The organism is Sneathiella sp., from assembly GCF_002694385.1.
Taxonomy (GTDB): Bacteria; Pseudomonadota; Alphaproteobacteria; order Sneathiellales; family Sneathiellaceae; genus Sneathiella.
On record NZ_NZMB01000005.1, the window covers coordinates 59,544 to 83,420 of the forward strand.

The 23,877-nt window shown below is 57.7% G+C and carries 22 protein-coding genes; 18 read left to right on the plus strand and 4 right to left on the minus strand.

The features are described from left to right. Positions 1-526 precede the first annotated feature (526 nt). From CMN55_RS01535 to CMN55_RS01545, 3 genes are read left to right on the plus strand one after another with little or no spacing between them, the layout of a single operon-like run. Positions 527-1,288 (plus strand): SDR family oxidoreductase, encoded by a 762-nt coding sequence (locus CMN55_RS01535; protein ID WP_293947772.1) that lies wholly within the window; start codon positions 527-529, stop codon positions 1,286-1,288. Between the two features lie 11 nt (positions 1,289-1,299). Continuing rightward, the gene (locus CMN55_RS01540; protein WP_293947773.1) at positions 1,300-2,505 is read left to right on the plus strand and encodes an acyl-CoA dehydrogenase family protein; all 1,206 of its coding nucleotides are present in this window, start codon (positions 1,300-1,302) and stop codon (positions 2,503-2,505) included. A 41-nt stretch (positions 2,506-2,546) separates the two neighbouring features. Further along, positions 2,547-3,233 carry a TetR/AcrR family transcriptional regulator gene (locus CMN55_RS01545; RefSeq protein WP_293947774.1) on the plus strand — a complete coding sequence of 229 codons (687 nt, stop codon included), beginning with the start codon at positions 2,547-2,549 and terminating at the stop codon, positions 3,231-3,233. Positions 3,234-3,368: 135 nt separating this feature from the next. Here the strand turns inward: CMN55_RS01545 and CMN55_RS01550 are convergent, their stop codons facing one another. Both CMN55_RS01550 and CMN55_RS01555 read right to left on the minus strand, forming a co-directional pair. Beyond that, positions 3,369-4,160 carry an enoyl-CoA hydratase/isomerase family protein gene (locus tag CMN55_RS01550; RefSeq protein ID WP_293947775.1) on the minus strand — a complete coding sequence of 264 codons (792 nt, stop codon included), beginning with the start codon at positions 4,158-4,160 and terminating at the stop codon, positions 3,369-3,371. A gap of 30 nt (positions 4,161-4,190) precedes the next feature. Further along, on the minus strand, positions 4,191-5,771 hold the full coding sequence (locus tag CMN55_RS01555; protein ID WP_293947776.1) for an AMP-binding protein: 1,581 nt from the start codon (positions 5,769-5,771) through the stop codon (positions 4,191-4,193). A gap of 463 nt (positions 5,772-6,234) precedes the next feature. Here CMN55_RS01555 and dctP point away from each other — a divergent pair, with 463 nt between their 5' ends. From dctP to CMN55_RS01600, 9 genes are all read left to right on the plus strand, one after another. After that, the gene (gene dctP / locus CMN55_RS01560; RefSeq protein ID WP_293947777.1) at positions 6,235-7,272 is read left to right on the plus strand and encodes a TRAP transporter substrate-binding protein DctP; all 1,038 of its coding nucleotides are present in this window, start codon (positions 6,235-6,237) and stop codon (positions 7,270-7,272) included. Between the two features lie 116 nt (positions 7,273-7,388). Next, positions 7,389-7,907: a TRAP transporter small permease subunit gene (locus CMN55_RS01565; RefSeq protein ID WP_293947778.1), complete on the plus strand. Its 519-nt coding sequence runs from the start codon at positions 7,389-7,391 to the stop codon at positions 7,905-7,907. Further along, positions 7,904-9,244 carry a TRAP transporter large permease gene (locus tag CMN55_RS01570; RefSeq protein ID WP_293947779.1) on the plus strand — a complete coding sequence of 447 codons (1,341 nt, stop codon included), beginning with the start codon at positions 7,904-7,906 and terminating at the stop codon, positions 9,242-9,244. Before CMN55_RS01565 ends, CMN55_RS01570 begins: the two co-directional genes overlap by 4 nt. A 456-nt stretch (positions 9,245-9,700) precedes the next feature. Continuing rightward, complete coding sequence (locus CMN55_RS01575) at positions 9,701-10,462, plus strand: SDR family NAD(P)-dependent oxidoreductase (protein WP_293947780.1); 762 nt, start codon at positions 9,701-9,703, stop codon at positions 10,460-10,462. Between the two features lie 11 nt (positions 10,463-10,473). Then, positions 10,474-11,253 carry an enoyl-CoA hydratase-related protein gene (locus CMN55_RS01580; protein ID WP_293947781.1) on the plus strand — a complete coding sequence of 260 codons (780 nt, stop codon included), beginning with the start codon at positions 10,474-10,476 and terminating at the stop codon, positions 11,251-11,253. 46 nt (positions 11,254-11,299) lie between these two features. Then, positions 11,300-12,058, plus strand: coding sequence for an enoyl-CoA hydratase/isomerase family protein (locus CMN55_RS01585; RefSeq protein WP_293947782.1), 759 nt, complete (start codon positions 11,300-11,302; stop codon positions 12,056-12,058). A 142-nt stretch (positions 12,059-12,200) separates the two neighbouring features. After that, positions 12,201-14,363 carry an oxidoreductase gene (locus CMN55_RS01590; protein WP_293947783.1) on the plus strand — a complete coding sequence of 721 codons (2,163 nt, stop codon included), beginning with the start codon at positions 12,201-12,203 and terminating at the stop codon, positions 14,361-14,363. Between the two features lie 97 nt (positions 14,364-14,460). Continuing rightward, positions 14,461-15,915, plus strand: coding sequence for an AMP-binding protein (locus CMN55_RS01595; RefSeq protein WP_293947784.1), 1,455 nt, complete (start codon positions 14,461-14,463; stop codon positions 15,913-15,915). Beyond that, complete coding sequence (locus tag CMN55_RS01600; RefSeq protein ID WP_293948163.1) at positions 15,867-16,085, plus strand: hypothetical protein; 219 nt, start codon at positions 15,867-15,869, stop codon at positions 16,083-16,085. The genes CMN55_RS01595 and CMN55_RS01600 overlap by 49 nt, the downstream gene beginning before the upstream one ends. Before the next feature lie 15 nt (positions 16,086-16,100). On the opposite strand, the gene CMN55_RS01605 is transcribed toward CMN55_RS01600, so the two are convergent. Continuing rightward, the gene (locus CMN55_RS01605) at positions 16,101-16,601 is read right to left on the minus strand and encodes a MarR family winged helix-turn-helix transcriptional regulator (RefSeq protein WP_293947785.1); all 501 of its coding nucleotides are present in this window, start codon (positions 16,599-16,601) and stop codon (positions 16,101-16,103) included. Positions 16,602-16,780: 179 nt separating this feature from the next. Here CMN55_RS01605 and CMN55_RS01610 point away from each other — a divergent pair, with 179 nt between their 5' ends. The 4 genes from CMN55_RS01610 (at position 16,781) to CMN55_RS01625 (ending at position 20,348) form a co-directional block, all read left to right on the plus strand. After that, on the plus strand, positions 16,781-17,755 hold the full coding sequence (locus tag CMN55_RS01610) for a type 2 periplasmic-binding domain-containing protein (protein WP_293947786.1): 975 nt from the start codon (positions 16,781-16,783) through the stop codon (positions 17,753-17,755). Positions 17,756-17,820: 65 nt separating this feature from the next. Continuing rightward, positions 17,821-18,321 (plus strand): TRAP transporter small permease, encoded by a 501-nt coding sequence (locus CMN55_RS01615; protein WP_293947787.1) that lies wholly within the window; start codon positions 17,821-17,823, stop codon positions 18,319-18,321. Beyond that, complete coding sequence (locus tag CMN55_RS01620; protein WP_293947788.1) at positions 18,318-19,646, plus strand: TRAP transporter large permease; 1,329 nt, start codon at positions 18,318-18,320, stop codon at positions 19,644-19,646. The genes CMN55_RS01615 and CMN55_RS01620 overlap by 4 nt, the downstream gene beginning before the upstream one ends. A 9-nt stretch (positions 19,647-19,655) precedes the next feature. Continuing rightward, complete coding sequence (locus CMN55_RS01625) at positions 19,656-20,348, plus strand: nitroreductase (RefSeq protein WP_293947789.1); 693 nt, start codon at positions 19,656-19,658, stop codon at positions 20,346-20,348. A gap of 55 nt (positions 20,349-20,403) precedes the next feature. Here CMN55_RS01625 and CMN55_RS01630 read toward each other — a convergent pair whose 3' ends face one another. Then, positions 20,404-21,561, minus strand: coding sequence for an acyl-CoA dehydrogenase family protein (locus CMN55_RS01630; protein WP_293947790.1), 1,158 nt, complete (start codon positions 21,559-21,561; stop codon positions 20,404-20,406). A 369-nt stretch (positions 21,562-21,930) separates the two neighbouring features. Here CMN55_RS01630 and CMN55_RS01635 point away from each other — a divergent pair, with 369 nt between their 5' ends. Then, positions 21,931-22,611 carry a hypothetical protein gene (locus tag CMN55_RS01635; RefSeq protein ID WP_293947791.1) on the plus strand — a complete coding sequence of 227 codons (681 nt, stop codon included), beginning with the start codon at positions 21,931-21,933 and terminating at the stop codon, positions 22,609-22,611. A 36-nt stretch (positions 22,612-22,647) separates the two neighbouring features. After that, positions 22,648-23,871 (plus strand): hypothetical protein, encoded by a 1,224-nt coding sequence (locus CMN55_RS01640; RefSeq protein WP_293947792.1) that lies wholly within the window; start codon positions 22,648-22,650, stop codon positions 23,869-23,871. The last annotated feature ends 6 nt before the right edge of the window (positions 23,872-23,877 follow it).

The following is a 23,877-nucleotide window of genomic DNA, read 5'->3' on the forward strand; positions in this document are numbered from 1 at the left end:
ACTCCTTATGATCTGAATATTATATCAATCCTGCATTCTGTAATAGAAAAAAGCAATGATATGCGGGTTTGCTTTTGCCATTCGCCTCTGCGTCTCCGGCAGTTTTCCGTCTTTGATTCCAGGGCCGATGCGGGCAGCGCCAGACTTTGTTGATACTTATGCCTTTGGCCCTGAGGGGCGTCAGAAAGAATGCGGGTGGGACGGTAAAAACGAGACCTGTGCGTATTATGATGGGGAAAATGATGGACCATGCGGACTGTCTGATCACCGATCCGATCCCGGCTTCATCCCCCTGTCCGGGCAGGTAAAGGCGACGTTCCGGGCGGAATTTTCGCAGACGAGACGCCGTAACAGGCAAATCTGATGGGTTTATTTTGCCATATTTTCAAACATAAGTTTAAAAATATATCATTTCAAAAATGGATTTATCGCTATAAATGATATAGCTTTACTATCTTGATGTTGATATTTTTTGAACACGTGTTAGAAATATAAAAGTGAAAATTTCATTGCGGGAGGAAGTCGGGTGGACAGACAAAAGCTGGTCATGGTTGTTGGGGGATCCCGCGGCATTGGACGGACGGTAAGCGCCCTTCTGGCGCACAGCTACAGCAATGTGGCCATCCTTTATCGTGCGGATCACCGCGCGGCGGAGGAGGCAGCAGAGATGGTCCGGCGGGAAGGGGCCAATCCCGTTCTGCTGCAGGCGGATATCTGTGACGCGGACGCCATTGCGCAGCAGATTGCCGATCTTTCGAAATCAATGGGGTCCCTGGATGCGGTTGTGCATTCGGCCGGGGCCAATTCAGACTGGAAAACGGTGCGGGAGCTGTCGGCGGCTGACTGGCGGCGGGTGATTGATATTGATCTGAATGGTTTCTTCAATGTGATGAACCCGGCACTCAGGATCATGCATGCGCAGCAGCATGGCAGTATCGTCGCGGTGACCTCCATTGCGGCGCGCGCCGGTTCACCCGGGGCGGCGCAGACGGCGGCGGCGAAGGCCGGGGTCGAAGCCATGATCCGGGTCATCGCCAAGGAGGAGGGGCGGTTCGGTATCCGCGCCAATGCCGTCGCCCCCGGCCTGACGGAAACCGATATGGGACAGGATGCCATTGATCACTGGGGCGAGAAGATGACCAGCAAGATCCTGGCCCAGTCCGCCATCCCGCGGATCGGGTTGCCCGAAGAGGTCGCCCGCGTCATCGCCTTTCTCCTGTCGCCCGCGGCCAGCTATGTGACGGGGCGGACCATTCCGGTCGATGGCGGACAATTTATCAGCGCCTGAGCGAGGAAATTATGCGAACGGGAATTGGCGAATATCGGAGTGGCAAGCAATTCGGGCTGACGGAAGAGCAGATCGAGATCTGTGCCCATGCGAGCGAACTTTTCAAGGAAAAACTCTATCCATTACAGCAGAAGATGGACGATGAGGACTGGTGGCCGGAGGAGGCATTCCGCGAGATTGCCGGAATGGGCTATCTTGGCACGACCATTCCGCCGGAATATGGTGGGCAGGGACTTGATTATCTGACCGCGGGGCTGATTTGCGAAACGATGGCCTACTGGAACCCGACGTTCGCCTTCAGCTGGTTGAACTCCGATAATCTCGTCATTGACAATATCTATCGCAATGGCACGGAAGAACAGCGCGAACGCTTCCTGCCGGCCATGTGCCGGGGCGAGATGATCGGCGCACTCGGCATGACCGAACCCGGCGCCGGATCGGACGCTCTTGGGTCCATGAAAACCAATGCCGTCAAAGAAGGCGACAGCTATATCGTCAATGGCTCCAAGATTTACATCACAAACGGACCGATTGCCGATGTGGTGCTGACCTACGTCAGGACAAGCCGGGACATGGGGCGGAGCAAAGGTATATCCGCATTGCTGGTGGAGACCGATCAGCCGGGCTTTCGCGTCGGACGTAAGCTCGACAAGATGGGGTTTCGCGGCAGCCCGACGGGCGAGTTGTTTTATGATGATTGCCATGTGCCGACCGCCAATCTTGTCGGTGAAGAAAATCAGGGACATATCATCATGCATTCGGGCCTTGATCTGGAGCGGGTGATGTCGGCCATGCTGTGCATCGGCCCGGCGCGCCGGGCACTAGACCTTGCCATCGATCATGCCAACCTGCGCGAGCAGTTCGGGCGTCCGATTGCATCATTTCAGATGATCCAGTCGAAAATTGCTGAAATGTATATTGCACTTGAGACAGCGCGCACCTTCGTTTACCGCGTCCTTGATGTTTGCTCCAAGGCACAGGAAGAGGAATACGGGCGCGGGCACATCCATATGCTCGCGTCCGCCGCTCTCTTTCAGGCAGCGAAAGCAGGGACCTTTATCATGGACGAAGCCGTTCAGATCCATGGCGGTTCGGGTTATATGCGCGATACGGAAATCAACCGCCTCTATCGGACGACGAAGGTGATGGAAATCGGCGCGGGTTCGCAGGAAATCCGACGGATTATTGTTGCGTCCGGACTGCTGAAGGGTCATTAAGGGTTGGTGATTGATAACATCAGAGAGTGGTAATCGCGGCATTGGCCAGAAACAAGAGTGTAAAAAGAAAGCAGTCGAAAGCAGATATCTCGCGCGACAAGGTGCTGGCGGCGGCCGTTCGGGTCTTTTCCGAAAAGGGATATGCGGGCGCAACCATGCGGGAGGTCGCGCGCGTTGCGGGTCTGAGTGCGGGGTCGCTTTACTATTATTTCTCGTCAAAAGAATTGATGATGGAAGCCGTCATCAACGTCAGCATCAACAATGTTTCCAAAACCGTGTTGAACGCCATTGCCGTGCAGCCCCCCAGCGCCTCCTATGCCGAGAAGATAAAGGTTGCCATCAAGGCGCATCTGCGCGGCATCCTGTCTTCTGGGGCGAATGCGGTTATTTCGCGATATCTCTGGGTGCAGATTCCCGATGACGTGAAGCAGAAGCATTTCATCGCCCAGTCCGCCTATGAGGAGTTCTGGCTGAACCTGCTGGCCGCGGCGCAAAACGCCGGTGAAATCCGCGCTGATCTGGATGCGCGCCTGACGCGGACCATTCTCCTTAGTGCCATCAACTCGGCGCTGGACTGGTATCGCCCGGATGGAAAGTCCGTCGATGAAATTGCCGATATCTTCTTCAAGATAGTGGAGGGGGGTATCCTGACTCCCGGATTGGCCGCCGACGACATATCCTCGCCGCAAGACCGGCTGCGAGACGATGATTCCGTCATTATAAAATAAAGTCGCCAGCAACGGCGCTTGCGTTCGATTGCGAGGTTAGGGCCTGTCATATGACATCTGAAAATCCGGACGGCCAAATTACGCCGTCCGGTTTTTTATGAAGGGGATGTCAAATGAATAGGAAGGCGCGCCGGGTTATTTCCCCGTGAAGTCCGGGCGGCGTTTTTCGCGCATTGCCTTCAGGGCTTCCCCGTGATCGTCACTGCGGCCCGTGGAAAATTCCGTGGCGAAGCTGGCATCCAGAACGGCCGCCGTGACCTGTTTCAGCCCAGCATTGACGGAAACCTTGGTGGCGCGGATCGCCATGCCTGCGCCGTTCACCAGCTTCTGCGCCCATTTGTCAACCAGCGGGTCGAGCTCTTCTGTCGGGACGGCAAAATTGATCAATCCCATCTCCGCCGCCTGCGGGGCATGGATCATGTCGCCGGTCAGGAGATACTGCTTCGCCCGGGCGTAACCGATAAGCTGTGGCCAGATGACCGCTCCGCCGTCTCCGGCCGACAGCCCGACTTTGACATGCGGATCGGCAATTCTGGCGGCGTTGTCGGCGATGATGATATCGCAGAACAGGGCAACAGTGGCGCCAAGCCCCATGGCGTCACCATTGAGGCGGCAAATGATCGGCTTGTCGAGATCGAGCAGGGAGTTAATCAGCCGTTTTCCTTCATTCAGCGTCGCCTGAAAAAGCTTCGCATCACTGCGGCAGCTATCCAGAAAATCAAGGTCGCCCCCGGCGCTGAACGCCTTCCCCGCGCCGGTCAGGATAACGACATCGGATTCCCGGTCTTCGGCAATATCGGAAAAAACCCGCGATAATTCGGTATGCAGCGGACCATTGGTTGCATTCAACCGGTCCGGGCGGTTCAGGGTAACGCGAAGGATGCGGCCGTTCCGGTCGAACTTGATGTGATTGTATCTGTCGAACATTCTCTCACCTGTTTCTTTGTTGTCTGAGGGTTATTTCGGCGGCGGGGAGGATTGCGCCTCATTCTCTCGCAGCAGGAACTTCTGCACCTTCCCCATGGCATTGCGGGGCAGGGCGGGGAGAAAGGCAACGAAGCGGGGAACCTTGAAGTTGGCCATATTCTCACGGCACCAGGCGATGAATTCCGCCTCATTCAAAGCAGCGCCCTCCCGCAGCACGACGAACGCCTTGGCGACTTCGCCCATGCGCTCATCGGGGACGCCGATAACGGCGACGGAATCAACGGCGGGATGGGTGCCGATGATGGCTTCGATCTCGGCGGGATAGCAATTGAAGCCGCCGACGATAAACATGTCTTTCTTGCGGTCCGTGATCGTCAGATAGCCCTCATCATCAATGATGCCGATATCACCGGTTTTGAACCATCCGTCTTCGGTAAAGCTTTCCGCCGTCCGTTCGGGGTCGTCGAAATAGCCTTTCATGATATTCAGGCCGCGGGCTTCGATTTCACCGGCGGTACCGCGGGCAACTTCACGCCCGTCGGCATCGACGCATCGCATGTCCATATTATCGACAAGCTGTCCGGCCGATGTGGAGATTTTCTCAACGCCGTCTTCCTTGCGGCTCATGGTGACCAGGGCTGTCGTTTCCGTCATGCCATAGGCGCTCAAGACAGTTTCAACGCCAACCGTGTCCCGGAGGGCGCGGATAAGCTCCGGCGGGATCATGCTGCCGCCGAGCACAATGCTGTTGAGGGATCTGATATCGCGCCCGGCCTTTTTATTGGCCTCAAGAAGGGAGGTGAAAATGGTCGGCGGGCCGCCCATGACCGTGATTTTTTCCTCTTCCACGGTTTTTAGCGTTGCATCTACATCGAAGGTCGGCACCGGATACAGGACCGCCCCATTCAGGATGGACACGATAACACCGGCTTTGAAGCCGAAGGAGTGAAACATCGGCGCGATGATGAGATAACGGTCCCCCGGCTTGATGTCGGCGCGATCCGCATAGAATTGATAGGCGCGGACAATCTGCCCCTGCGTGATCATGGCGCCTTTGGGAAAGCCGGTGGTGCCGGATGTGAAAATAACTTCCGCGAGATCGTCCGGAGAGATATTTTCCGCAATCTCCCGGGCCTTTGAAATCTGTTCCGGCGAGGTGGCGGCCAACGCCTGCTCCCATGCGCAGGCCTGATCTTCAAGCCGGACCCCGATAACGGTTTCGAGGGCGGGCAGATCAAGCGATTGCAGGCTGGCGACGAAGTCCGTGCCGAGAAAGTCGGTGGCGGCAATCGCCACCCTGGCGCCTGATTTCCTCAGAATATAGGCGGCCTCGGCCGGTTTCAGGCGGGTGTTGATCGGAACGACAATGACCCCAAGGCACATGGCGCCGAGCGAAGCCTCTATCCAGGCGGGCGAATTGGGCATCCAGATGGCGAGGCGATCCCCTTTGACAAGGCCGGTCCGGGCGAGGGCGCTGGCGGCCCGCAGGACCCGGTCGGTAAGTTGTGCGTAAGTGTCGCGGCGGGATTTGAAAACCAGCGCCAGGCGATCACCATGCTGTTGTGCGGTCCTGAACAAGGCCGATGGTATGGCCATTGCGCTTGTGGTCATGTGTTCCGCGCCTCCCTCACGCTGCTGATTGATATGATTATGAAAGCTGTCTATATTCGGCGTCATAATAAGTCAAACACTTGTTCAAAATTATGTTTGATAATGATAGCATATCTAATGAGAGTTTTCAGCGATATTATCAAAATATATTATGAATTTGTGCGATTTATCAGAAATTAGACCCTGTGATCGGCATGTGGAAAAGCGCAAAAATCACTTGCAATATTTGTACAGTTGTTTATGAACATGTGTTAGAAAAAAGACTAATTTAGGGGGTCCCGGCCGGGGCGGGGCCTGATCGGAAAAAACAGAAGAACCGGCTTTTGCCCGGCCGCCATTGGTGAGCCGCAGAAAATGTCGGGGCGGGCGGCTGATATTGCGGGCGCATTGTCATTCGCCCCGAACCTGTCGGCAGAAGCATGGTCAGGGCGAAGAAAATATTCAGGGCTAAGAGGAGGAGAACATGCCAGAAAAATTGACGAAATATCTATCGGTTCTAATGCTGACAATCGCGGCGACCTTTGCATCCTTTCAGGCGAGCGCCGATGACGGCAAGGTCTACACGCTGAAATATCATCATTCCTATCCGCCAACGCTTGCCTATTACAAGACGACGGGGCAGGGCTTTATCGAGCTGGTGGAACGCTGGAGCAACGGCAGAATCAAGTTCCAGGTTTTTGATGCGGGCGCGCTGGCCTCAGTCCCGGAAATGCTGTCGGCGGTGGACAAGGGGATCATTGATGTCAGCCATTCGTGGGGCGGCTTTTATTCCGGCACGGTGCCCGAAGCGGATGTCGAGGTTGGCCTGCCGCTTGCCTGGCAGGAGCCATGGGAGGCCTATGACGCCTATTATAACCGCGGTCTCGGCGAGGTGGTTTCCGAAGCCTATGAAAGCAAATTCAATGTGAAGCATTTCCCGGCCATCATGGGCCTGAAATACGGCATTTCAACGCGCCAGGACATCAACAGCCTTGATGATCTGAAGGGTCTGAAGATCCGCGCCATTGGCCTGTTCGGGAAAATCGCCACCAATCTTGGGGCGTCTGCGGTGTCCATTCCGGGGGCCGAGATTTTCTCTTCCCTGCAACTCGGCACCATCGACGGCCTGGTCTATGGCGTTGAAGCCGTCGTCGCGCAGAAATTGCAGGGCGAACTTAAAACCACAATTTTTGAACCGAACCTCAACTCGGGCGTCGGCCACTGGCTGATTAACCGCACGACATGGGAGTCGCTGCCCGAAGATTTGCAGCAGGTCATCAATGATGCCGTCCGTTATGGCAATTCGGCGCATGCGCTGGACTATGCGGCGTCCGAGGCGGTGAGCACCGGCGCAATGGAGAAGGCGGGCGTCAAGCTCCTGGCCCTCTCTCCGGAAGATCGCAAGACGTTGCAGGGGGCTGTCCTGCCGCTCTGGGACGAGATTGCGGCCAAATCCGATCTGGCGGCAAAGGCTGTCGAGATTGTCAAACAGCAGCAGCGCGATTACGGTCAGATGCAGTAAAGTAAGCGTCGGCATCGGCCAGTCACGGGTGTGGCTGGCCGGGCTGGCATCTGAAATAAAATCAACCTTCCATCAAAGGCCGCCGGTCATAGGCCGGGCGGCTGTGGTCAGAGGCGATGACATTACTAGGCTGGGCAGAGAAGATTTCAGAGTGGGCCAATAATGTGGCCTCGCTGGCATTGCTGCTGATGACGCTGATCGTGAGTTTCGAAGTCATCTCGCGGTATTTTTTCAACAGCCCGACAATCTGGGCCTGGGATATCAATGTCCAGCTTATGGTCCTGCTTCTGATGCTGGGGCTGTCGGAGGCCTCGCGCAAGGATCTGCATGTGCGGGTGGATGTTCTGGTTGCCAATCTTTCCGCCCGTGTGAAGGCCTTTCTGGATATCCTGTTCGCCCCTGTGTTCCTGTTTATTGCGGTGATGCTGGTCTGGTCCGGCTGGGATTATTTTTCCACCTCCTATTCCCATCTTGAAAAAGCGTCGACCGTTTTTGCGCCGCCGCTCTATCCTGTGAAATTCTTTCTGCCCCTCGGGGGGGCGCTGCTGATCCTCCAGGGGGTGCTGAAGCTGGTCCGTGATATCGGCATCCTGTGCGCCGCCGGTTCCAATCCGGATCAGGGAGAGGCGTCATGAGTGTGGAACTGACGACACTCCTGATTATCCTCAATCTGGTGCTGTTTCTTCTCGCGGGTTTTCCGGTCGCCTTTTCCCTGATCGGCGTGTCGATTATCTGGCTTATATCGCTGCACGGATTGACGGTGTTGTCGATCATCCCGGCGACGATTTTTGACACCGCGACAACGGAAATCTTCATTGCGGCGCCACTGTTTATTTTTATGGCCATCGCGCTGGAGCGGGCCGGTATCGGCACCCTGCTCTATGAGGCGATCCATAGCTGGACAACGGGCATTCCGGGCGGGCTGGCCGTTGGCACCGTCATTGCCTCGACCCTGATTGCGGCCATGACCGGGATTGGCGGGACGGCGGTGCTGGTTCTCGGCGTTCTGGCGGTGCCGGAGATGGTGCGGCGCGGCTATGATATGAAACTTGCCATCGGCGGGCTGCCGCCGGGCGGGGCGCTTGGCGTTCTCATCCCGCCGACGGTGGTGGGCGTGCTGCTGGGCGGCTTCGCCGGGATTCCGATTGGCTCGCTCTTTTTCGGGGCCGCCGTCCCCGGCTTTCTGATCGCGGGGCTGTTTTGCGTCTATATCATTGTCCGCTGCCTGCTCAATCCGGCATTGGCGCCGCGCGTTCCGGTGGCGGAGCGGCCGACATTCCGTGAACGGCTCTATGTGACGCGGCAGATATTTCTTCCCGGATTGTTGATCTTCCTCGTCCTTGGCAGTATCTGGTGGGGGGTCGCCACCCCGTCAGAGGCGGCGGGCGTTGGCGCCTTCGGAACCATTCTGATCGCCCTGTTGCAGCGCAAGCTGACTTTCCGCTCCTTTGCCGAAATATTGCAGACCTCGACGCAGGTGTCGGTGATGGTGATGACATTGCTGGCCGGTGGGGCGCTGTTCTCCCGCTTGCTGCAATTTTCCGGATCGGCGAGGCTGCTGTCTGAATATATCATCGGCATTGATGCCGGGGTTATGGGAACCATCGTGCTGTTCCTTGTGATCATTGTCATTCTCGGGATGTTTATCGACGGGGCGGCCATCATTTTCATCGCTACGCCCATCATGATGCCGGTGATTACGGCGCTCGGCGTGGACAGCGTCTGGTTCGGCGTCATGCTGATGGTCTGTATTGCCATCGGCTATGTGACGCCGCCGTTCGGGATGAACCTCTTTTACCTGCGCGGCATATTGGACCAGATCCGCACCCGCCCGGGGATGGAAGCGGTTGCCCGGGTCTCCGTCACGGATATCTGGGCCGCCTGCCTCCCTTATGTCTTCTTGATGGTCCTGGTCGTGGCGGCCATCCTGATCTGGCCCGAATTGGCGACCTGGCTGCCGAGCCATATGTAGGCCGGATATCGGGGAGACGGGGCCGCGTCCCGGTATCTGCCGCTCTCCGTAGCGGCATTGGGCAACTGCTTCTCACATCACATATTCTGGCCTCTGCCTGTCCTGAAGAAAGCCGCCTGCCGCAGGGGAGGAGGATACAGTCCCCCGGTGCGGCCCAAATTAAGGGGCTGAGAATTGCGGCGGGGGCAATACTGCTTATTGCTGGATGGTCTCATCATGCCCCCTTATGCGGGACTGCCATAGCAGACGATCCCCGCCTATCGTCATGACAAGAATGAATGATGCCCCCGCATTCGGGCCGCATCATGGCGGAATTGTCCGTGCCCCGGATTTTGTCATTCTCTGCTTTTCCGGCCGCGGAAACTCGTCACTCCCGAACAGGGAATAAAAATCCTTGCATTAAAATAAATGACAATATATTTACATAAATATTCAAAACGAGAACATGGAGAGAGCATGTCAAGACTGGCGATCGTAACAGGCGGAGCAGGAGGCATCGGAGCCGCAATCGCGGCGGAACTCGCCGCCCATGGGCACACTGTGGCAATTCTGGATATCAACAAAGAGGCGGCCGAGGCGACGGCAGAAACCATATCCGACGAGGTGGCGCGCAGGGCCGTTTTCGCGGTGGAGGCGGATATCGCCGATGATGCCTCATGCGCGGCGGCGCTCGAAAAAGTGACGGCGCAGGCGGGCCCGGCCTCTATCCTTGTGAACAATGTGGGCTGGGACCGGATCATCGGCTTTCTGGAAACCGACGCCGATTTCTGGGACAAGGTGATTGCGATCAATCTGCGCGGTCCCATCGGGCTGACCCATAAGGTTATCCCGATGATGGTGGCGGGAAAATGGGGGCGGATCATCAATATTGCGTCCGACGCGGGGCGTGTCGGCTCGTCGGGGGAGGCGGTCTATTCCGCCTGCAAGGCCGGGATGATCGGCTTTTCCAAGACCCTCGCCCGTGAATTTGCCCGCGCGAACATCACCTGCAACGCGGTCTGTCCCGGCCCGACGGATACGCCGCTTTTGAATAACCAGCTGGGCGAGGGGGAGGCCGGGCAGAAGATTTATGACGCGTTGAAGCGCGCCATTCCCATGAAACGGCTGGGCCAGCCGGAGGATCTCGCCGGAATGGTTGGATTTCTCGCCAGCGACAAGGCATCCTTTATCACCGGCCAGACCATCAGCGTCTCCGGTGGTTTGACAATGAACGGATAGGAAAAAGAAAAATGGACTATACAGATATCTTATATGAAGAGCGCGATCACGTCGCCCGCATCACCATCAACCGCCCGGACAAGCTGAATGCTTTTCGCCCCCGCACGGTGGATGAGCTGATTGACGCCATCAAGAATGCGGGATGGAACCGCGATATCGGCGTGATCGTCCTGACGGGCGTCGGCAACCGGGCGTTCTGCACGGGCGGTGATCAGTCGGATCATGACGGGCAGTATAGCGGCCGCGGCAGTGTCGGCCTCGCCATCGAGGAATTGCAGGGCACCATCCGCGATGTGCCGGTACCGGTGATTGCCCGGGTTAATGGCTACGCCATTGGCGGCGGCAATGTGCTCGCGACCCTCTGCGATCTGACGATTGCCGCGGAAAGCGCGCAGTTCGGGCAGGTCGGGCCGAAAATGGGATCGGTTGACCCCGGCTTCGGCACGGCGCTGCTGGCGCGCTGCGTGGGGGAGAAGAAGGCGCGGGAGATCTGGTATCTCTGCCGCCGCTACACGGCGCAGGAAGCCTGTGACATGGGCCTCGCCAACAAGGTCGTGCCCGATGCCGAGCTGGATGCCGAGGTCGATAAATGGTGCCAGGAAATCGTCGAGAAAAGCCCGACCGCCATTACGCTCGCCAAACGGTCTTTCAATCTGGACAGTGAAAATATCCGCGGCATATCCATGCTCGGGATGCAGGCGGTCAGTCTCTATTACGATACGGAGGAATCTCGCGAAGGTGTCGATGCCTTCATGAACAAGCGCAAACCCGACTTCCGGTCAAAGCGATAATAGTTGACTAGTAAACTAAATGCAGATGGTTGACTAGGAAACTATTATGACTGCGATGATCACGCTTGAATTCACGCCGCCGGTTGCGACGCTGGTCTTGTCCAGCCCGCCGATGAATGCCCTCTCGCCGGATCTGATCGGGGAGATTGAAACGGCCCTCGATCAGGTGACGGCGCGGGGTGACATCCATATTCTCCGGATTCGGAGTGACGGTAAGGCCTTTTGCGCGGGTGCCGATCTCGGGGTGGTCAGCGCCATTATGGCGGCCGACGATCCGGGGCAGGAGATGGCGCGCTTCGTCGGGGCGTTTCACCGCCTCAACCACCGGCTGGCGGCGCTGGATGCGATCACCATCGCCGAAATTGAGGGGGCCGCCGTCGGCGGCGGGCTGGAACTCGCCCTGGCGTGTGATTTCCGGGTCGCGACGGAGCGGGCCCGGCTCGGCCTGCCCGAAGCGAAACTCGGCCTGATCCCGGCGGCGGGCGGGACATTCCGGTTACGCCAGATCGCTGGACTTCCTCTCGCCCGTCGGCTGATCCTGAAGGGCGACATCATCGGGCCGGAGGAGGCCATGGCGCAGGGCCTGGTGGATGCCGTGCTGCGCGGCACGGAAGAAGACAATCGCGCGGGGTTTGAGGCATTTGCCGCGACGATTGCCGGAAATGGCACGGCCGCCGTCCTCGCCGCCAAGCGATGTCTTGCGGCCCCTCCCGAACACGGGGAGGAGGCGGAGATTGAAGCAATTTCCGATCTGGTCTCTGATCCGGAGACGCGAAAGAGAGTGAACGCCTTTCTCAGGCATTAATATTCCAGCATAGTAAAAGCGCTGACGGCAGCAGTTGTTGACAGCAGAAGCACAGGCAGCGGGCCGCACCGGTGCTGTGCTGACGCGTTGTTGACAAAAAATATAAGACAATATATTTATATAAAAGGGAGGGTGGATCAGCATGTCGAAAACGGGAATGGGATCCGGAACAGGAGCGGAAACGGGACAGGCGCTGGGAGCGAGAGTGGGAGCAGAAACGGGATCCGGAACGAGAGTGGGGGCAGAAACGGGAACGGGAACCGGTCCGGCCGGGGACAATATCGGCAAAAAATTTCCGCATTTATCTTCCCCCTTCAAGATCGGCTCCATGACGCTGGCCAACCGGATGATCATGGGGTCCATGCATACCCGGATGGAAACCATGGACCGCCCGCTTGAGCGGGAGATCGCCTTTTATGAGGCGCGGGCGCGCGGCGGGATCGGGATGATCGTGACCGGCGGTTTTGCGCCGAACAGCGAAGGGCTGATTGACCCGGGCTGCTTCGTCATGAATGCGGAGATTGACCGCGGTTATCATCAGGAACTGACATCCGCCGTCAAGCAGCATGATGTGCGCTTTGTGGCGCAGCTTCTCCATGCCGGGCGCTATGCGAAGATCGACAATTGCGTCGCCCCGTCGGCCATCAAGGCGCCGATCAATCCCCGCACTCCGCGCGGTCTGACAACGGTGGAGGTGTGGCAGACCATCGACGATTTCAGGCGGGCGGCGCTGATGGCGCGCGACTGCGGCTATGAGGGGGTGGAGCTGATGGGTTCGGAAGGCTATCTCCTCAACCAGTTTCTGTCGGCGCGAACCAATCACCGGGACGACGCCTTCGGAGGAAGCTGGGAACACCGCCGACGCTTTCCCCTTGAAATCGTGCGCGCCATCCGCGCCGCCGCCGGGGATGATTTTCCCATCATGTTCCGCATGTCGATGCTGGAACTGGTCGATGGCGGCATGTCACAACGGGAAATCTTCGACCTTGCGCACTGCTTGCAGGCGGCGGGGGTGGACAGCCTGACATCGGGCATCGGCTGGCATGAAGCCCGCGTGCCGACGGTGGCCCAGGTGACGCCGCGCGCCGCCTTTAAGAAAGAAATTGCCGCCGTGAAGGCGGTTGTCGATATCCCCGTCATCGCCACAAACCGCATCAATATGCCCGAGGTTGGCGAAGCCCTGCTGCGGGAGAAGGTGGCCGATGCGGTTTATATGGCGCGGCCGTTGCTGGCGGATGCGGATTATGCCCGGAAGGTTCTGGAAGGCCGGGATCATCTGATCAATACCTGCATTGCCTGTAATCAGGCCTGCCTTGATCATATTTTCGTCAGCAAGGTGCCGACCTGCCTTGTCAATCCGCGCGCCCTGCGGGAGCTGGAATTTCCGGAGGGCGCGACGCAGCACCCGGAAAACATAGCCGTTATCGGCGGCGGGGTCGCGGGCATGGTCTTCGCCATGGAGGCCGCGGCGCGGGGCCATCGCATCACCCTTTTTGAAAAGGCTGCAACGCTCGGCGGGTTGCTGAACCTTGCGCGGGTCATTCCGGGCAAAGGGGAGTTTAACGATTTTATCCGTTATCTGTCTGAACGGCTGGTGGAAACAGGGGTCGATGTCCGGCTTGGCGTCACCGCCGATCCGCCCCGGCTTTCCGGCTATGACAGGGTGGTGCTGGCGACAGGGGTGGTTCCCCGGCAGCTTTCGATAGACGGAATTTCGCATCCGTCGGTCGCAAGCTATGAAGAGGTGCTGAGCGGCAAAGTCACTGCGGGGGCGCGGGTTGCCGTTATTGGCGCGGGCGGCATCGGGTTCGATACGGTCGAATATCTGCTGGGCGATGGCGCAGGGCCCTATGCGAACCGCCCCGATTTTGAGGCGGAATACGGCTTGACGGAAGAGCCGGATGTGAGCGGCGGCTTCCGTCCGGACAGCGCCCGCCCGGGAAGGCCCGCGCGCGAGATTGTCATGCTGCAACGAAGTGAGGGACGGCTTGGCAAGACGCTCTCCATTACGACCGACTGGATCAAACGAGCAAAAATTGCCAAGGCCAATGTCCGGATGCTGGCCGGTGTCGAGTATCGCCGGATTGACGATGCGGGGCTGCATATCACGGTGAACGGCGCGGAGGAGACGCTGGACGTGGATACCATTATCATTTGCGCCGGGCAGATTTCCGACACATCCCTTGAAAAGCCGCTGCGTCAGGCGGGCCTGCCGGTCCATATGATCGGGGGCGCCCTCTTTGCGACGGAACTGGATGCGCAGCGGGCCGTGGATGAGGCGACGCGGCTGGCGTTGTCCCTCTAAGGGAAGGGGGGCCGGGCAGCCATCGTCCGGACAGAGATGAAGTTCAACAAAGGAGCACCCCCGCAGGGGATGCCGCAAAAGGAAAGCAGGGAGCATCATGTATAAATCACATATCGGACGGGCGGTAAATCTCACGCAGGAACGTATCGACGCCATGGTCAATAAAGGCGCCTGGCAGAACCGGCTGATTATTGACTATTTCGATAAATGGGCGGAGGAAACACCGGATAAAGCGGCGATTGTCGCCTATTCGGTGGAAACGGGGGAGCGGCAGGAAATATCCTATGGCGAGTTGCAGGCCCTGTCCTTCCAGATTGCCGCCATGCTGCAATCGCGGGGCGTCGGGCTTGGGGATATCGTTTCCTTCCAGCTTGTCAACCGCATTGAGTTTACGGCGATTACGCTTGCCGCCGTCCGGATCGGCGCCGCCGTCAACCCGCTGATGCCGGTCCTGCGCACGCATGAGCTGACGCATATCCTTGAGACAACGCAATCGCGCGTGCTGGTCGTTGCCGGGTCGTTTCGCGGTTTCAGCTATGAGGAGATGGCCCGCGATCTGCAAACGAAAATCGACACGCTTGAGCATGTCATCGTGCTGGAGGAGGAGGCTGCCTTTCAGCGGCCCGCAACCGGCCGGCCCGACGATCTGGTGAATGCGGTGCGGCCGGACCCGAACGAGCTGTTTGAAGTCATGTTCACCTCCGGCACCACCGGGCGGCCGAAAGGCGTGATGCATACGGCCAACACGCTGTTCGCCAATATCGCGCAGACGGCGGATCGCTTTCGCCTGACGGCGGCGGATGTGATTTTCTGCCCGACGCCGATGGCGCATCAGCTCGGCTTTCTGTTCGGCGTCCTGTCCCCGGCTTATTGCGGGGGGACGGCGGTGCTGCTCGATGCCTGGGTGCCCGATCTGGCCGTCGATATCATGGAGCGGGAAAAGGCGACCCTCTGCATGGGGGCGACGCCTTTCCTGACGGATGTCGCCAATTTCCCGGAGATCAGGACGCGCAATCTCGATGATTTCCGGCTGTTCATTTCTGGCGGCGCGCCGATCCCGTCGGCGCTGGTTACCCGCGCCATTGAAAATCTCAAGGCGGCGGTGATTTCCATCTGGGGCATGACGGAAGTGCTGGCGGTGACAACCGTGAAGATTGACGATCCGGCGGAAAAGGCATCAGGCAGTGACGGCTGTGTCACGCCGCATACGGAAATCCGCATTGTTGACGGCAATGGCGCGATTCAGCCTGTCGGAAAAGAGGGTATTCTGGAAACCCGCGGCGCGACCATCTGTGTCGGCTATCTAAACAGCCGGAAGCCTTTGTCATTCGCGATGGCTGGTTCGATACCGGCGATCTGGCGCGGCTGGATGCGGATGGTTATATCCGCATCACGGGCCGCAAGAAGGATATTATCATCCGCGGTGGGGAGAATATTTCCGTCGCCGAGATCGAGGGGCTGTTGTTCAAGCATCCGTCGATTTCCGCCGTGGCCATCGTGGCGATGCCGGATGAGCGGCTGGGGGAGCGTGCCTGCGCCTATACCTGCGTGACCCCGGGCTGCGAGCTGCGCCTTCAGGATATCACGGCTTTTCTGGCGGAGCAGGGGGTCGCCAAGGTGTATTTCCCCGAACGTCTTGAGGTGATCGAGCAGATGCCGATGACCGTCACCGGGAAAATACAGAAGTTTGAGTTGCGCGAATGGTCGAAGGCGCTGGCATAAGGCCATCGCCGCCCCCTATTTCAGAATGGTCCCGAGATTGCGCTGCAGCTTGTCGATAAAATACTGGAACTGGACGAGTTCTTCAGTTGTGAAGCTGGCGAGCGCGACATCGTAAAACTCGGAGATCCGGCGGATCAGCTGCCTCCAGAGGATCCATCCTTCGGGTGTCAGCTGAACCAGCTTTGCCCGGCCGTCCCGCGGATCGGCAACGCGCTGGCTGATGCCGTGCTGTTCCAGCCGCATCAGCAGGCCGTTCACATTCTGCCGGCTGACCATCAGGAATTTTGATAGTTCATTGACGCTGACGCCTTCCTCATATCCCGGGCGGGCCAGGGCGCCGACGACCGACCATTGCTGGCTGGTCATCTTGAGTTCAGAGGTCCATTTGGTCCCGGCCGTATGCATGATATTTGCCGTTTTAAAAAGGCGAAACAGCAAGCGGTTGCTTAAATGAAATCTTTCATCACTTGCAGGTGTGCGCTTTTGCGGCGGTGCCGTTCCTTCGGATTTCGACATGTTCACTCCATTGAATCTGTCAGGACACTATCGCCATGCCGTGTTTGCGTCCAGCAGAATGTCCCTCTTCGGCGATGTTAAAATTTGAGAATATATGTAAATATATTGACATTAAATGCCATCTTCTGCTAATCCTTTCGTCACAATAAGTGAAATATAACAGCGGAGGGACCATCAGAATGAAACAGTTTGGAAAAATCGCCATACTTGCCCTGATCGGCGGGATGTTATCCACACCGGCGAAGGCGGAGGTGGTCATCACCGGGGCAAGCTGCCTGCCGGAAGGATCCTATTTCTCAGAGCGGTTCGAGAATTTTATTGCCGATCTGAATGAACGGGGCAAGGGCGTCATCCAGATCAATTATATCGGCGGGGCCCCGGCTATCGGCGATCCCTACAGCGTTGGCCTGAAAGTTGCCAAAGGGGCCTATGATATCGCGAACTGCACCGACGCCTATTACCAGAGCGCCCTGCCCATCGCCGACGTCTGGAAGCTGCTGGAAGTGACGCCGACGGAATTGCGGGCGAATGGCGGCTGGGACTATATTACCGAGCTGCATCGCGAGGTTAATCTGGTGCCGATTGCGCGCATGCATTACGGCGTGCCGTTTCATCTCTATCTTGGCCCGGATAACAAGATCGACAAGCCGGACCTGACGGGGCTGCATCTTCGTGTGGCGCCGATTTATACCAACTTCTTCCAGGCGATGGGCGCGACAACCCAGCAGACCAACTCCACCGATATTTTCCCGCTCATGGAAAATGGCACGATCGTTGGCTATGGCTGGCCGATTACGGGGATGCGTCCGGGCTGGGAAACGGTCACCAAATATCGTGTGGACCCCGGCTTTTACGAGGTGGACTTCCAGCTTCTGGTGAACGCGAAGATGTGGGATGGCCTGCCGGAGGAGGCGAGGGAACTCGTTCAGAAAATCGCGCTGGAGCATGAGGCGAAGGCGGGTGAGCAGGATATGGCCGATATCGCCGCCGCACAGAAGAAACAGGTTGAAGAGTTCGGATTTGACATCATCCGGTTTGAAGGTGAAGACGCGGAAAAATGGCTGGCCGGTGCGCGGGATGCAGGCTGGGCCGGCATTGCCAAAATCAATGAAGAACAGGCGGCCAAGCTGCGTAAGCTGTTTGCCAAAGAATAATCATAACGAACAATCTTGCGTCGGGTGAGGCGGGCCTCACCCGGCCTAATCTGGAATGCGTTGCGATGATCAAGTTTATAGACGGTAGTCTTGGTCGGTTTTATGGGGTGATAGCGAATATCACCGGCATTGTGATCGGCCTGTTTGCAATTTTTATCGCCCTTGACCTGACATTGCGCAAGCTGGGCCTGCCCCTGATCGAAGGGTTGCAGGAGATAATTGAATATGCGCTTTACGTGGTTGTCTTTCTGGGCGCGCCCTGGGTGCTCCGGCTGGGGGCGCATATCCGGGTGGATATGCTCTCCGCACTGATCGGAGAGGGGAAATCCAGACTCCTCGATCTCTTCCTCAATCTTCTGGGGTTCGTTATCTGCCTGCTGCTTGTTTATTACGGACTGCGCAATCTTCTGGAAGCCTATGATTTCGGCTCCGCCCAGCGGCAGGTGTTCATTGTCATGGAATGGCATTTGCTGGTGGTGTTTGTTCTTTCCTTTCTCCTCTGCGCCTTTGAGTTTCTGCTTCGCATCTGGCGCGGACATCCCGTATCAGAGGAGGCAAGGCCATGATGATTATGGAATGGTACAGCGCCTTGCTGCTTCTGATCGGGGTGGTGGTTCTTCTGATGTTCGCCGGTTCCTGGGTCGCCTTTGCGTTTTTTGCGGTGAATATTATCGGCGTTTTCATCTTTCTGCGGGGCGAAATCGGGCTGTCAAGCATGCCGATGGAATTTGTCCTCTCCATTACCAAATTCAGCTTCGTTCCTGTCGCGCTGTTTATCCTGATGGGAGAGATCATGTTCCAGACGGGCGTCGCCTACCGCGCGATCCGGGCGATTGACCCGTTGATCCGGCGGCTTCCGGGCAGGCTGTCCATCGTGTCCGTGACATCGGGGACCGTTTTTTCCGCGCTGACCGGATCGACCATCGCCAATACCGCCATCATGGGAAAGGTGATGCTGCCGGAACAGCTGGAAAGGGGCTACAGTCCGACGCTCGCCATGGGGTCCATCATGGCGGTTGGCGGCATTGCCATGCTGATCCCGCCGTCGGCGCTGGCGGTTCTGCTGGCCAGCCTGGCGGAAGGGTCGATCAAGGATCTTCTGCTGGCCGGGGTCGTGCCGGGGTTGCTGATGGCGATCCTCTTTATTGCCTATATCGTCGTTCGCTGCTGGCTTGACCCGTCGTTGTCGCCTGCCGGTTCGGAAGAGGAGGAGATCATTGACAAGCGTCGCGCCTGGCGCGGGTTTTTTACCGATGTGGTGCCGCTGCTTCTGATTTTTGGTGTGGTGGTCGGCAGTATCATTTTCAAGATTGCGACCCCCGAAGAATCGGCGGCGCTTGGCTGTATTGCAGCGGTGATTGCCTGTCTCTGCTATCGGCAGCTGGATCTTAAAACCCTGATGAAAGCGCTGCGGGAGACGGCAAAGGTCAACACGATGATCCTGTTCGTCATCGCAGGATCGGCGACGTTCAGCCAGATATTGCAGATTTCCGGGGCGACGGGCGGATTTTTGCGGATGATCGGCACCTGGGAGCTCAGCACCCTGGCGGCCTTGATGCTGATTATTGCCGTGCTTCTGTTCCTGGGCGCGTTCATGGATCAGGTCAGCATGATGTTGTTGACCCTGCCGTTCTTCCTGCCGCTTGCGGCGGCGAGCGACATCAACCTGCTGGTTCTGCTGATTGTCATGCTGGTGGCGCTGGAGATTGGGTTGCTGACGCCGCCCTTCGGGCTGTTGTTATTCGTCATGCAGGGGGTCGTTCCCCCGTGGATCAAGCTCGGCATGATTTACCGGGCGGCCCTGCCGTTTCTCGGGATCGAACTGTTTGTCCTCGGGGTCATTGTCTTCTGGCCTCTGGCGGCAACCTGGCTTCCTCTCGCCTTCAAATAAGGGATCAAAATGAGCGTTGAAAATCTACCGGGTGATGTCCATTCCGCCCTTACAAGCAGGCGGTCCATTCGCCGCTATCTGCCGACCGATGTGCCGCAGGAGACGCTGGCCAGAATTCTGACAGGGGCGGGTTATGCGCCGAGCGGCCATAACTCGCAACCCTGGAAGGTTTATGTTCTGCGCGGCGCAACAAAGCAGCGGGTGACGGACGGGATCCTGAAGGCCGTCGCGACCGAGCCGGAGGCGGCGCATCAGCCGGAGTATGACTATTACCCGACGGAATGGTTCGATCCATATCTCACACGCCGTCGGCGCGTCGGGCACAGCCTGTACAGCCTGCTCGGGATCGAACGGTCGGACAAGGCGGCGCGTGACCGGCAGATGGCGGAGAATTTCAGCTTTTTCGGCGCCCCCGTCGGGATATTCGTGACCTTCGACAGGCGCCTTGCCACCGGCACTTTCATGGATATCGGCATGTTCCTTCAGAGCATCTTTGTCGGCGCGCGGGGGGAGGGGCTGGATACCTGCGGTCAGGCCGTTTTTACATGGTACCATAAGGTGATACGGGACATTCTGCCGATGCAGGATGAAGAGTTGCTGGCCTGCGGCCTGTCGATGGGCTATGCCGACCTCGCGGCGCCGGAAAACCAGCTTTTCGCGGAAAAGCTGGACCTGTCGGAATATTGCGTCTTTCTTGACTAGCGGTATTTCGACTATCCTCCCGGGGGAGGCCCGCAAGGGCCTCCCTTTTTTTGGCTTAAAGGTCGATTGATTTGCAGATCAGCTCTTTCATGACTTCGTTGGCGCCGCCGTATATCATCTGCACCCGGGCGTCGGCATATTGCCGGGCGACCGGCGTTTCCATCATATAGCCATAGCCGCCATGCAGTTGCAGGCATTCATGGGCGACCAGATTCTGGGTTTCCGTGCCCCAGTATTTGGCCATGGAAGCGGCCGCGGAATCGAGGGTGCCAAGATCCGCCCGGGCAATGCAGTCATTGATAAAGGCGCGCAGCATTTCAGCTTTTGTCTTAAGCTCGGCGAGCTTGAAACGGGTGTTCTGCAAATCCATCAACCGCTGTCCGAACGCCTTGCGCTCGCGCACATAGGCGATGGTTTCCTCCAGGGTGAAATCAATGGCGCCAAGCGCGCCGACGCCAAGCGCCAGCCGCTCCCACGGGAGTTGCTGCATCAGTTGATAGAAGCCCAGCCCCTCGCGTTCGCCGAGCAGGTTTTCAACGGGAATCGGGACATCATCAAAGAACAGCTCGCAGGTATCGCTGCCCATCAGCCCCAGTTTTTCGAAGCGTTCACTGCGGCGCAGGCCGGGCGCATCTCCGGTTTCCAGCATCACAAGAGAGATATCCTTGGAACGCTCACTGTTCCCCGCCTTCGCGGCCACAATCACGAGATCGGCCGTTGTGCCATGGGTGATGAAGGTTTTGGATCCGTTCAGCACATAATGGTCGCCCTGGCGGGTCAGGCGGCTGCGGATGGATTGCAGGTCCGAGCCGCATCCGGGCTCCGTCATGGCGATGGCCGCCACGGCGTCACCGGAGACAAGGCCGGGAATCCAGCGCTGCTTCTGCGCCTTCGTCCCAAAGGCGAGGATGTAATGAATGACGATGCCCTGGACGATATAGGTCCAGCTGGCATTGCCGCTGGCGGCGATTTCATAGAGGACGGTGGCATCAAAGCTCATGTCGCCACCCGCGCCGCCATAAGCGACGGGCACGGACCCGCCCATCAGCCCCTGTGCGCCGGCCTGTTGCCAGAATTCCCGATCAATAAACCCCTGTTTTATATAGCGCGGCATTTCCGGCGTCAGGGTATCTGCGAAAAATTTGCGGGCTGTTTCCGCAATGAGACCATGCTCATCGGTTTTCCAGCTTGCGGTATCCGTGAAGAGTTTCATATGTCGCCTTCTTGTCGTTATGCGGCCTGTTTGTTAGGACTGCATTAAAAATGCTTTTTAAAATAAAGTAAATATATTTACATAAAAACCATTTGTCGGATATGCCCGATCATAACTGTCCGGCGGCGGGCGGACCTGCCTGTTTATTGCGGTGCGGTGCTGGGACCGATCTGATTTCCGGCCCTGAAATAAACAAATAACGACGGATATTCCGCTCAATTGCGTATAACAGATGACAGAGTATCCGGTGACGGGAGAGTGGGATGTCCGGATATCCGGAAGGGGAAGTGTCTTTTCCTCAAATTGACCTTATGTTAGGGTCATATGGACATTCTGGGCATTGGTGTATTTCGATGAAAGTCAGATGCTATGAAGAAAATTCCTTCAGCAATCCTCTATTTCAGTCTGGCAACCCTGCTGGCGGGGGCAGGTTCGGCTGCTGCGCAATCGGCGCCAACGGGCACGGCCGCTGAAGATTGCAAGGAATATGGCGTTGACTACCGGAAAAATGAGGAACTGACCCAGAAGGAAATTCTGGAGCGGATGGATCAGGCGCTTTACAAATCCCTCAATAAATATGATGAGTGTTTGCAGCAATCCAATGCAGCGGCCGCCGCTTCAGGTGGCGGTGGTGGCGGCGCAAGCGGGGGCGGCGATGGCTCCGGCAGTGAAGGCAGCGGCGGGTCAGGTGCCGGGTCCGGCTCGGCCGCATCGGCGGCGGCTTCCGGCATTGCAGGCACAGAGAAAAGCGAATCGACTTCGACTAATAGCGCGAGTGGCGGCTCCGGTACCTCCGGGCAGATGGCAGGCGATGCGGCGCAGGGAAACCAGCAGGGGCAGCAGGGCGACCAGTCCCAGGGCGCGAACAGTCAGGGGCAATCGCCCGTGATAAGCGGCAGCGGCAAGACGCCTGAGGATATTCCTCCGGCGGATAATGATACGGTTTTGCAGCAGAAGGTGCGCGAAGCGGCGATGAATGAACCGGACCCTGAAAAACGGGCCAGACTGTGGAATGAATATCGCAAGCTGAAAGGGATGTCGCAGATTTAGATAATCTGGATTTGGCAGCGAATGGGGAATTTTGATATGACACGAATTATGGTGGGTTGGCTGATCTGCTGCTGTTTCCTGCTGACCAGCTGTGTAACGCCAGGCATGTCGTCGCGCGTGGGGCCGAAGGTGTCCAGCGAGATGATAGAAACGGCCAAGGTTGACCCGCGCGCGGCAAAGCCGAAGCTGGATATCATCATTCCGGCGTTTGATCCCGGCATTCCGGCGGATCCGGATGAGCAGGAAGAAGAGAGAATCTGGCCCGAACTTCGCCGGGCCGAGGCGGTTCGCTTCGCGCTTAAGCTTAAAGAGAAGCTGGAAGCGACGGGACAGTTCGGCGCGGTCCGCGTCACGCCAAGCAGCGAAGCGACGGGTGATTTGTATTTGATGGGTAAGATCATCGAATCGAACGGGCTGGATGTGGAAATCGGCGTTGACGTGTTCGATATCTCCGGTGTGCCGTGGTACAGCGAGGAATATGAGCATGAGGTGCCGAAAAACTTCCATCAGTCCATCCGCAACAAGGACAAGGATCCCTATGATCCGGTTTTTGAAGCGGCGGCACAGGATCTTGTTGAACGGCTGAAATCGACGGATGCCACCGAACTTGCCCTGCTGAAATCCGTGACCGAAATGCGCTTTGGTGCCAATTTTTCGGAGGAAGCCTTCGCCGAATATATGAAGGAGGATAACGGCCGGATCGAGCTTGTCAGCCTGCCGAGTGAGGCCGATCCGATGTTGCAGCGTGTGCGCGCCATTCGGGTCCGCGATCAGCTTTATGTGGATAACCTCCAACAACATTATGAAGCCTTCAATGCCAAGATGTCACCGAGCTATTCCGTCTGGCTGAAGCAAAGCCAGGAAGCGGAAATTGCCCTTGATGAAGCGGAATCCCGGCAGACGACCCAGGTCGTCGGCGGGGCGCTGCTGGCCATTCTGGGCGTTGGCCTGGCCGTTGCCAGCCAGAACAGCGGCAATGCGGGCCGTTCGGCCGGGGCCATGATCGGCGCAGGTGCCGCGGGCGTTGGATCGGTGATGCTGTTCTCCGAAAGTTTCAAATCCGGCAATGAGACGAAATTCCATGCGGAAACTCTCGAAGAGCTGGGCAAATCGCTCGATTCCGAGCTGGCGCCGCAGGTTGTCGAATTTGAAGGCCAGACCAAAGAACTGACGGGAAGTGCCGAGACACAGTTTTCCGAATGGCGCCATTTCCTGAAAGAAATATATGATCAGGAAAAAACGCCCGAAAAACAGTTGTAAGTCGCC

Coding starts and splice junctions, on each gene's coding strand:
- CMN55_RS01625 (WP_293947789.1), top strand. CDS start 19,656: ATGAGCGTTGAAAATCTACCGGGTGATGTCCATTCCGCCCTTACAAGC.
- CMN55_RS01635 (WP_293947791.1), top strand. CDS start 21,931: ATGAAGAAAATTCCTTCAGCAATCCTCTATTTCAGTCTGGCAACCCTG.
- CMN55_RS01585 (WP_293947782.1), top strand. CDS start 11,300: ATGACTGCGATGATCACGCTTGAATTCACGCCGCCGGTTGCGACGCTG.
- CMN55_RS01600 (WP_293948163.1), top strand. CDS start 15,867: ATGCCGGATGAGCGGCTGGGGGAGCGTGCCTGCGCCTATACCTGCGTG.
- CMN55_RS01575 (WP_293947780.1), top strand. CDS start 9,701: ATGTCAAGACTGGCGATCGTAACAGGCGGAGCAGGAGGCATCGGAGCC.
- CMN55_RS01570 (WP_293947779.1), top strand. CDS start 7,904: ATGAGTGTGGAACTGACGACACTCCTGATTATCCTCAATCTGGTGCTG.
- CMN55_RS01590 (WP_293947783.1), top strand. CDS start 12,201: ATGTCGAAAACGGGAATGGGATCCGGAACAGGAGCGGAAACGGGACAG.
- CMN55_RS01540 (WP_293947773.1), top strand. CDS start 1,300: ATGCGAACGGGAATTGGCGAATATCGGAGTGGCAAGCAATTCGGGCTG.
- CMN55_RS01615 (WP_293947787.1), top strand. CDS start 17,821: ATGATCAAGTTTATAGACGGTAGTCTTGGTCGGTTTTATGGGGTGATA.
- CMN55_RS01580 (WP_293947781.1), top strand. CDS start 10,474: ATGGACTATACAGATATCTTATATGAAGAGCGCGATCACGTCGCCCGC.
- CMN55_RS01620 (WP_293947788.1), top strand. CDS start 18,318: ATGATGATTATGGAATGGTACAGCGCCTTGCTGCTTCTGATCGGGGTG.
- CMN55_RS01595 (WP_293947784.1), top strand. CDS start 14,461: ATGTATAAATCACATATCGGACGGGCGGTAAATCTCACGCAGGAACGT.
- CMN55_RS01555 (WP_293947776.1), bottom strand. CDS start 5,771: ATGACCACAAGCGCAATGGCCATACCATCGGCCTTGTTCAGGACCGCA.
- CMN55_RS01610 (WP_293947786.1), top strand. CDS start 16,781: ATGAAACAGTTTGGAAAAATCGCCATACTTGCCCTGATCGGCGGGATG.
- CMN55_RS01565 (WP_293947778.1), top strand. CDS start 7,389: ATGACATTACTAGGCTGGGCAGAGAAGATTTCAGAGTGGGCCAATAAT.
- CMN55_RS01605 (WP_293947785.1), bottom strand. CDS start 16,601: ATGTCGAAATCCGAAGGAACGGCACCGCCGCAAAAGCGCACACCTGCA.
- dctP (WP_293947777.1), top strand. CDS start 6,235: ATGCCAGAAAAATTGACGAAATATCTATCGGTTCTAATGCTGACAATC.
- CMN55_RS01550 (WP_293947775.1), bottom strand. CDS start 4,160: ATGTTCGACAGATACAATCACATCAAGTTCGACCGGAACGGCCGCATC.
- CMN55_RS01630 (WP_293947790.1), bottom strand. CDS start 21,561: ATGAAACTCTTCACGGATACCGCAAGCTGGAAAACCGATGAGCATGGT.
- CMN55_RS01640 (WP_293947792.1), top strand. CDS start 22,648: ATGACACGAATTATGGTGGGTTGGCTGATCTGCTGCTGTTTCCTGCTG.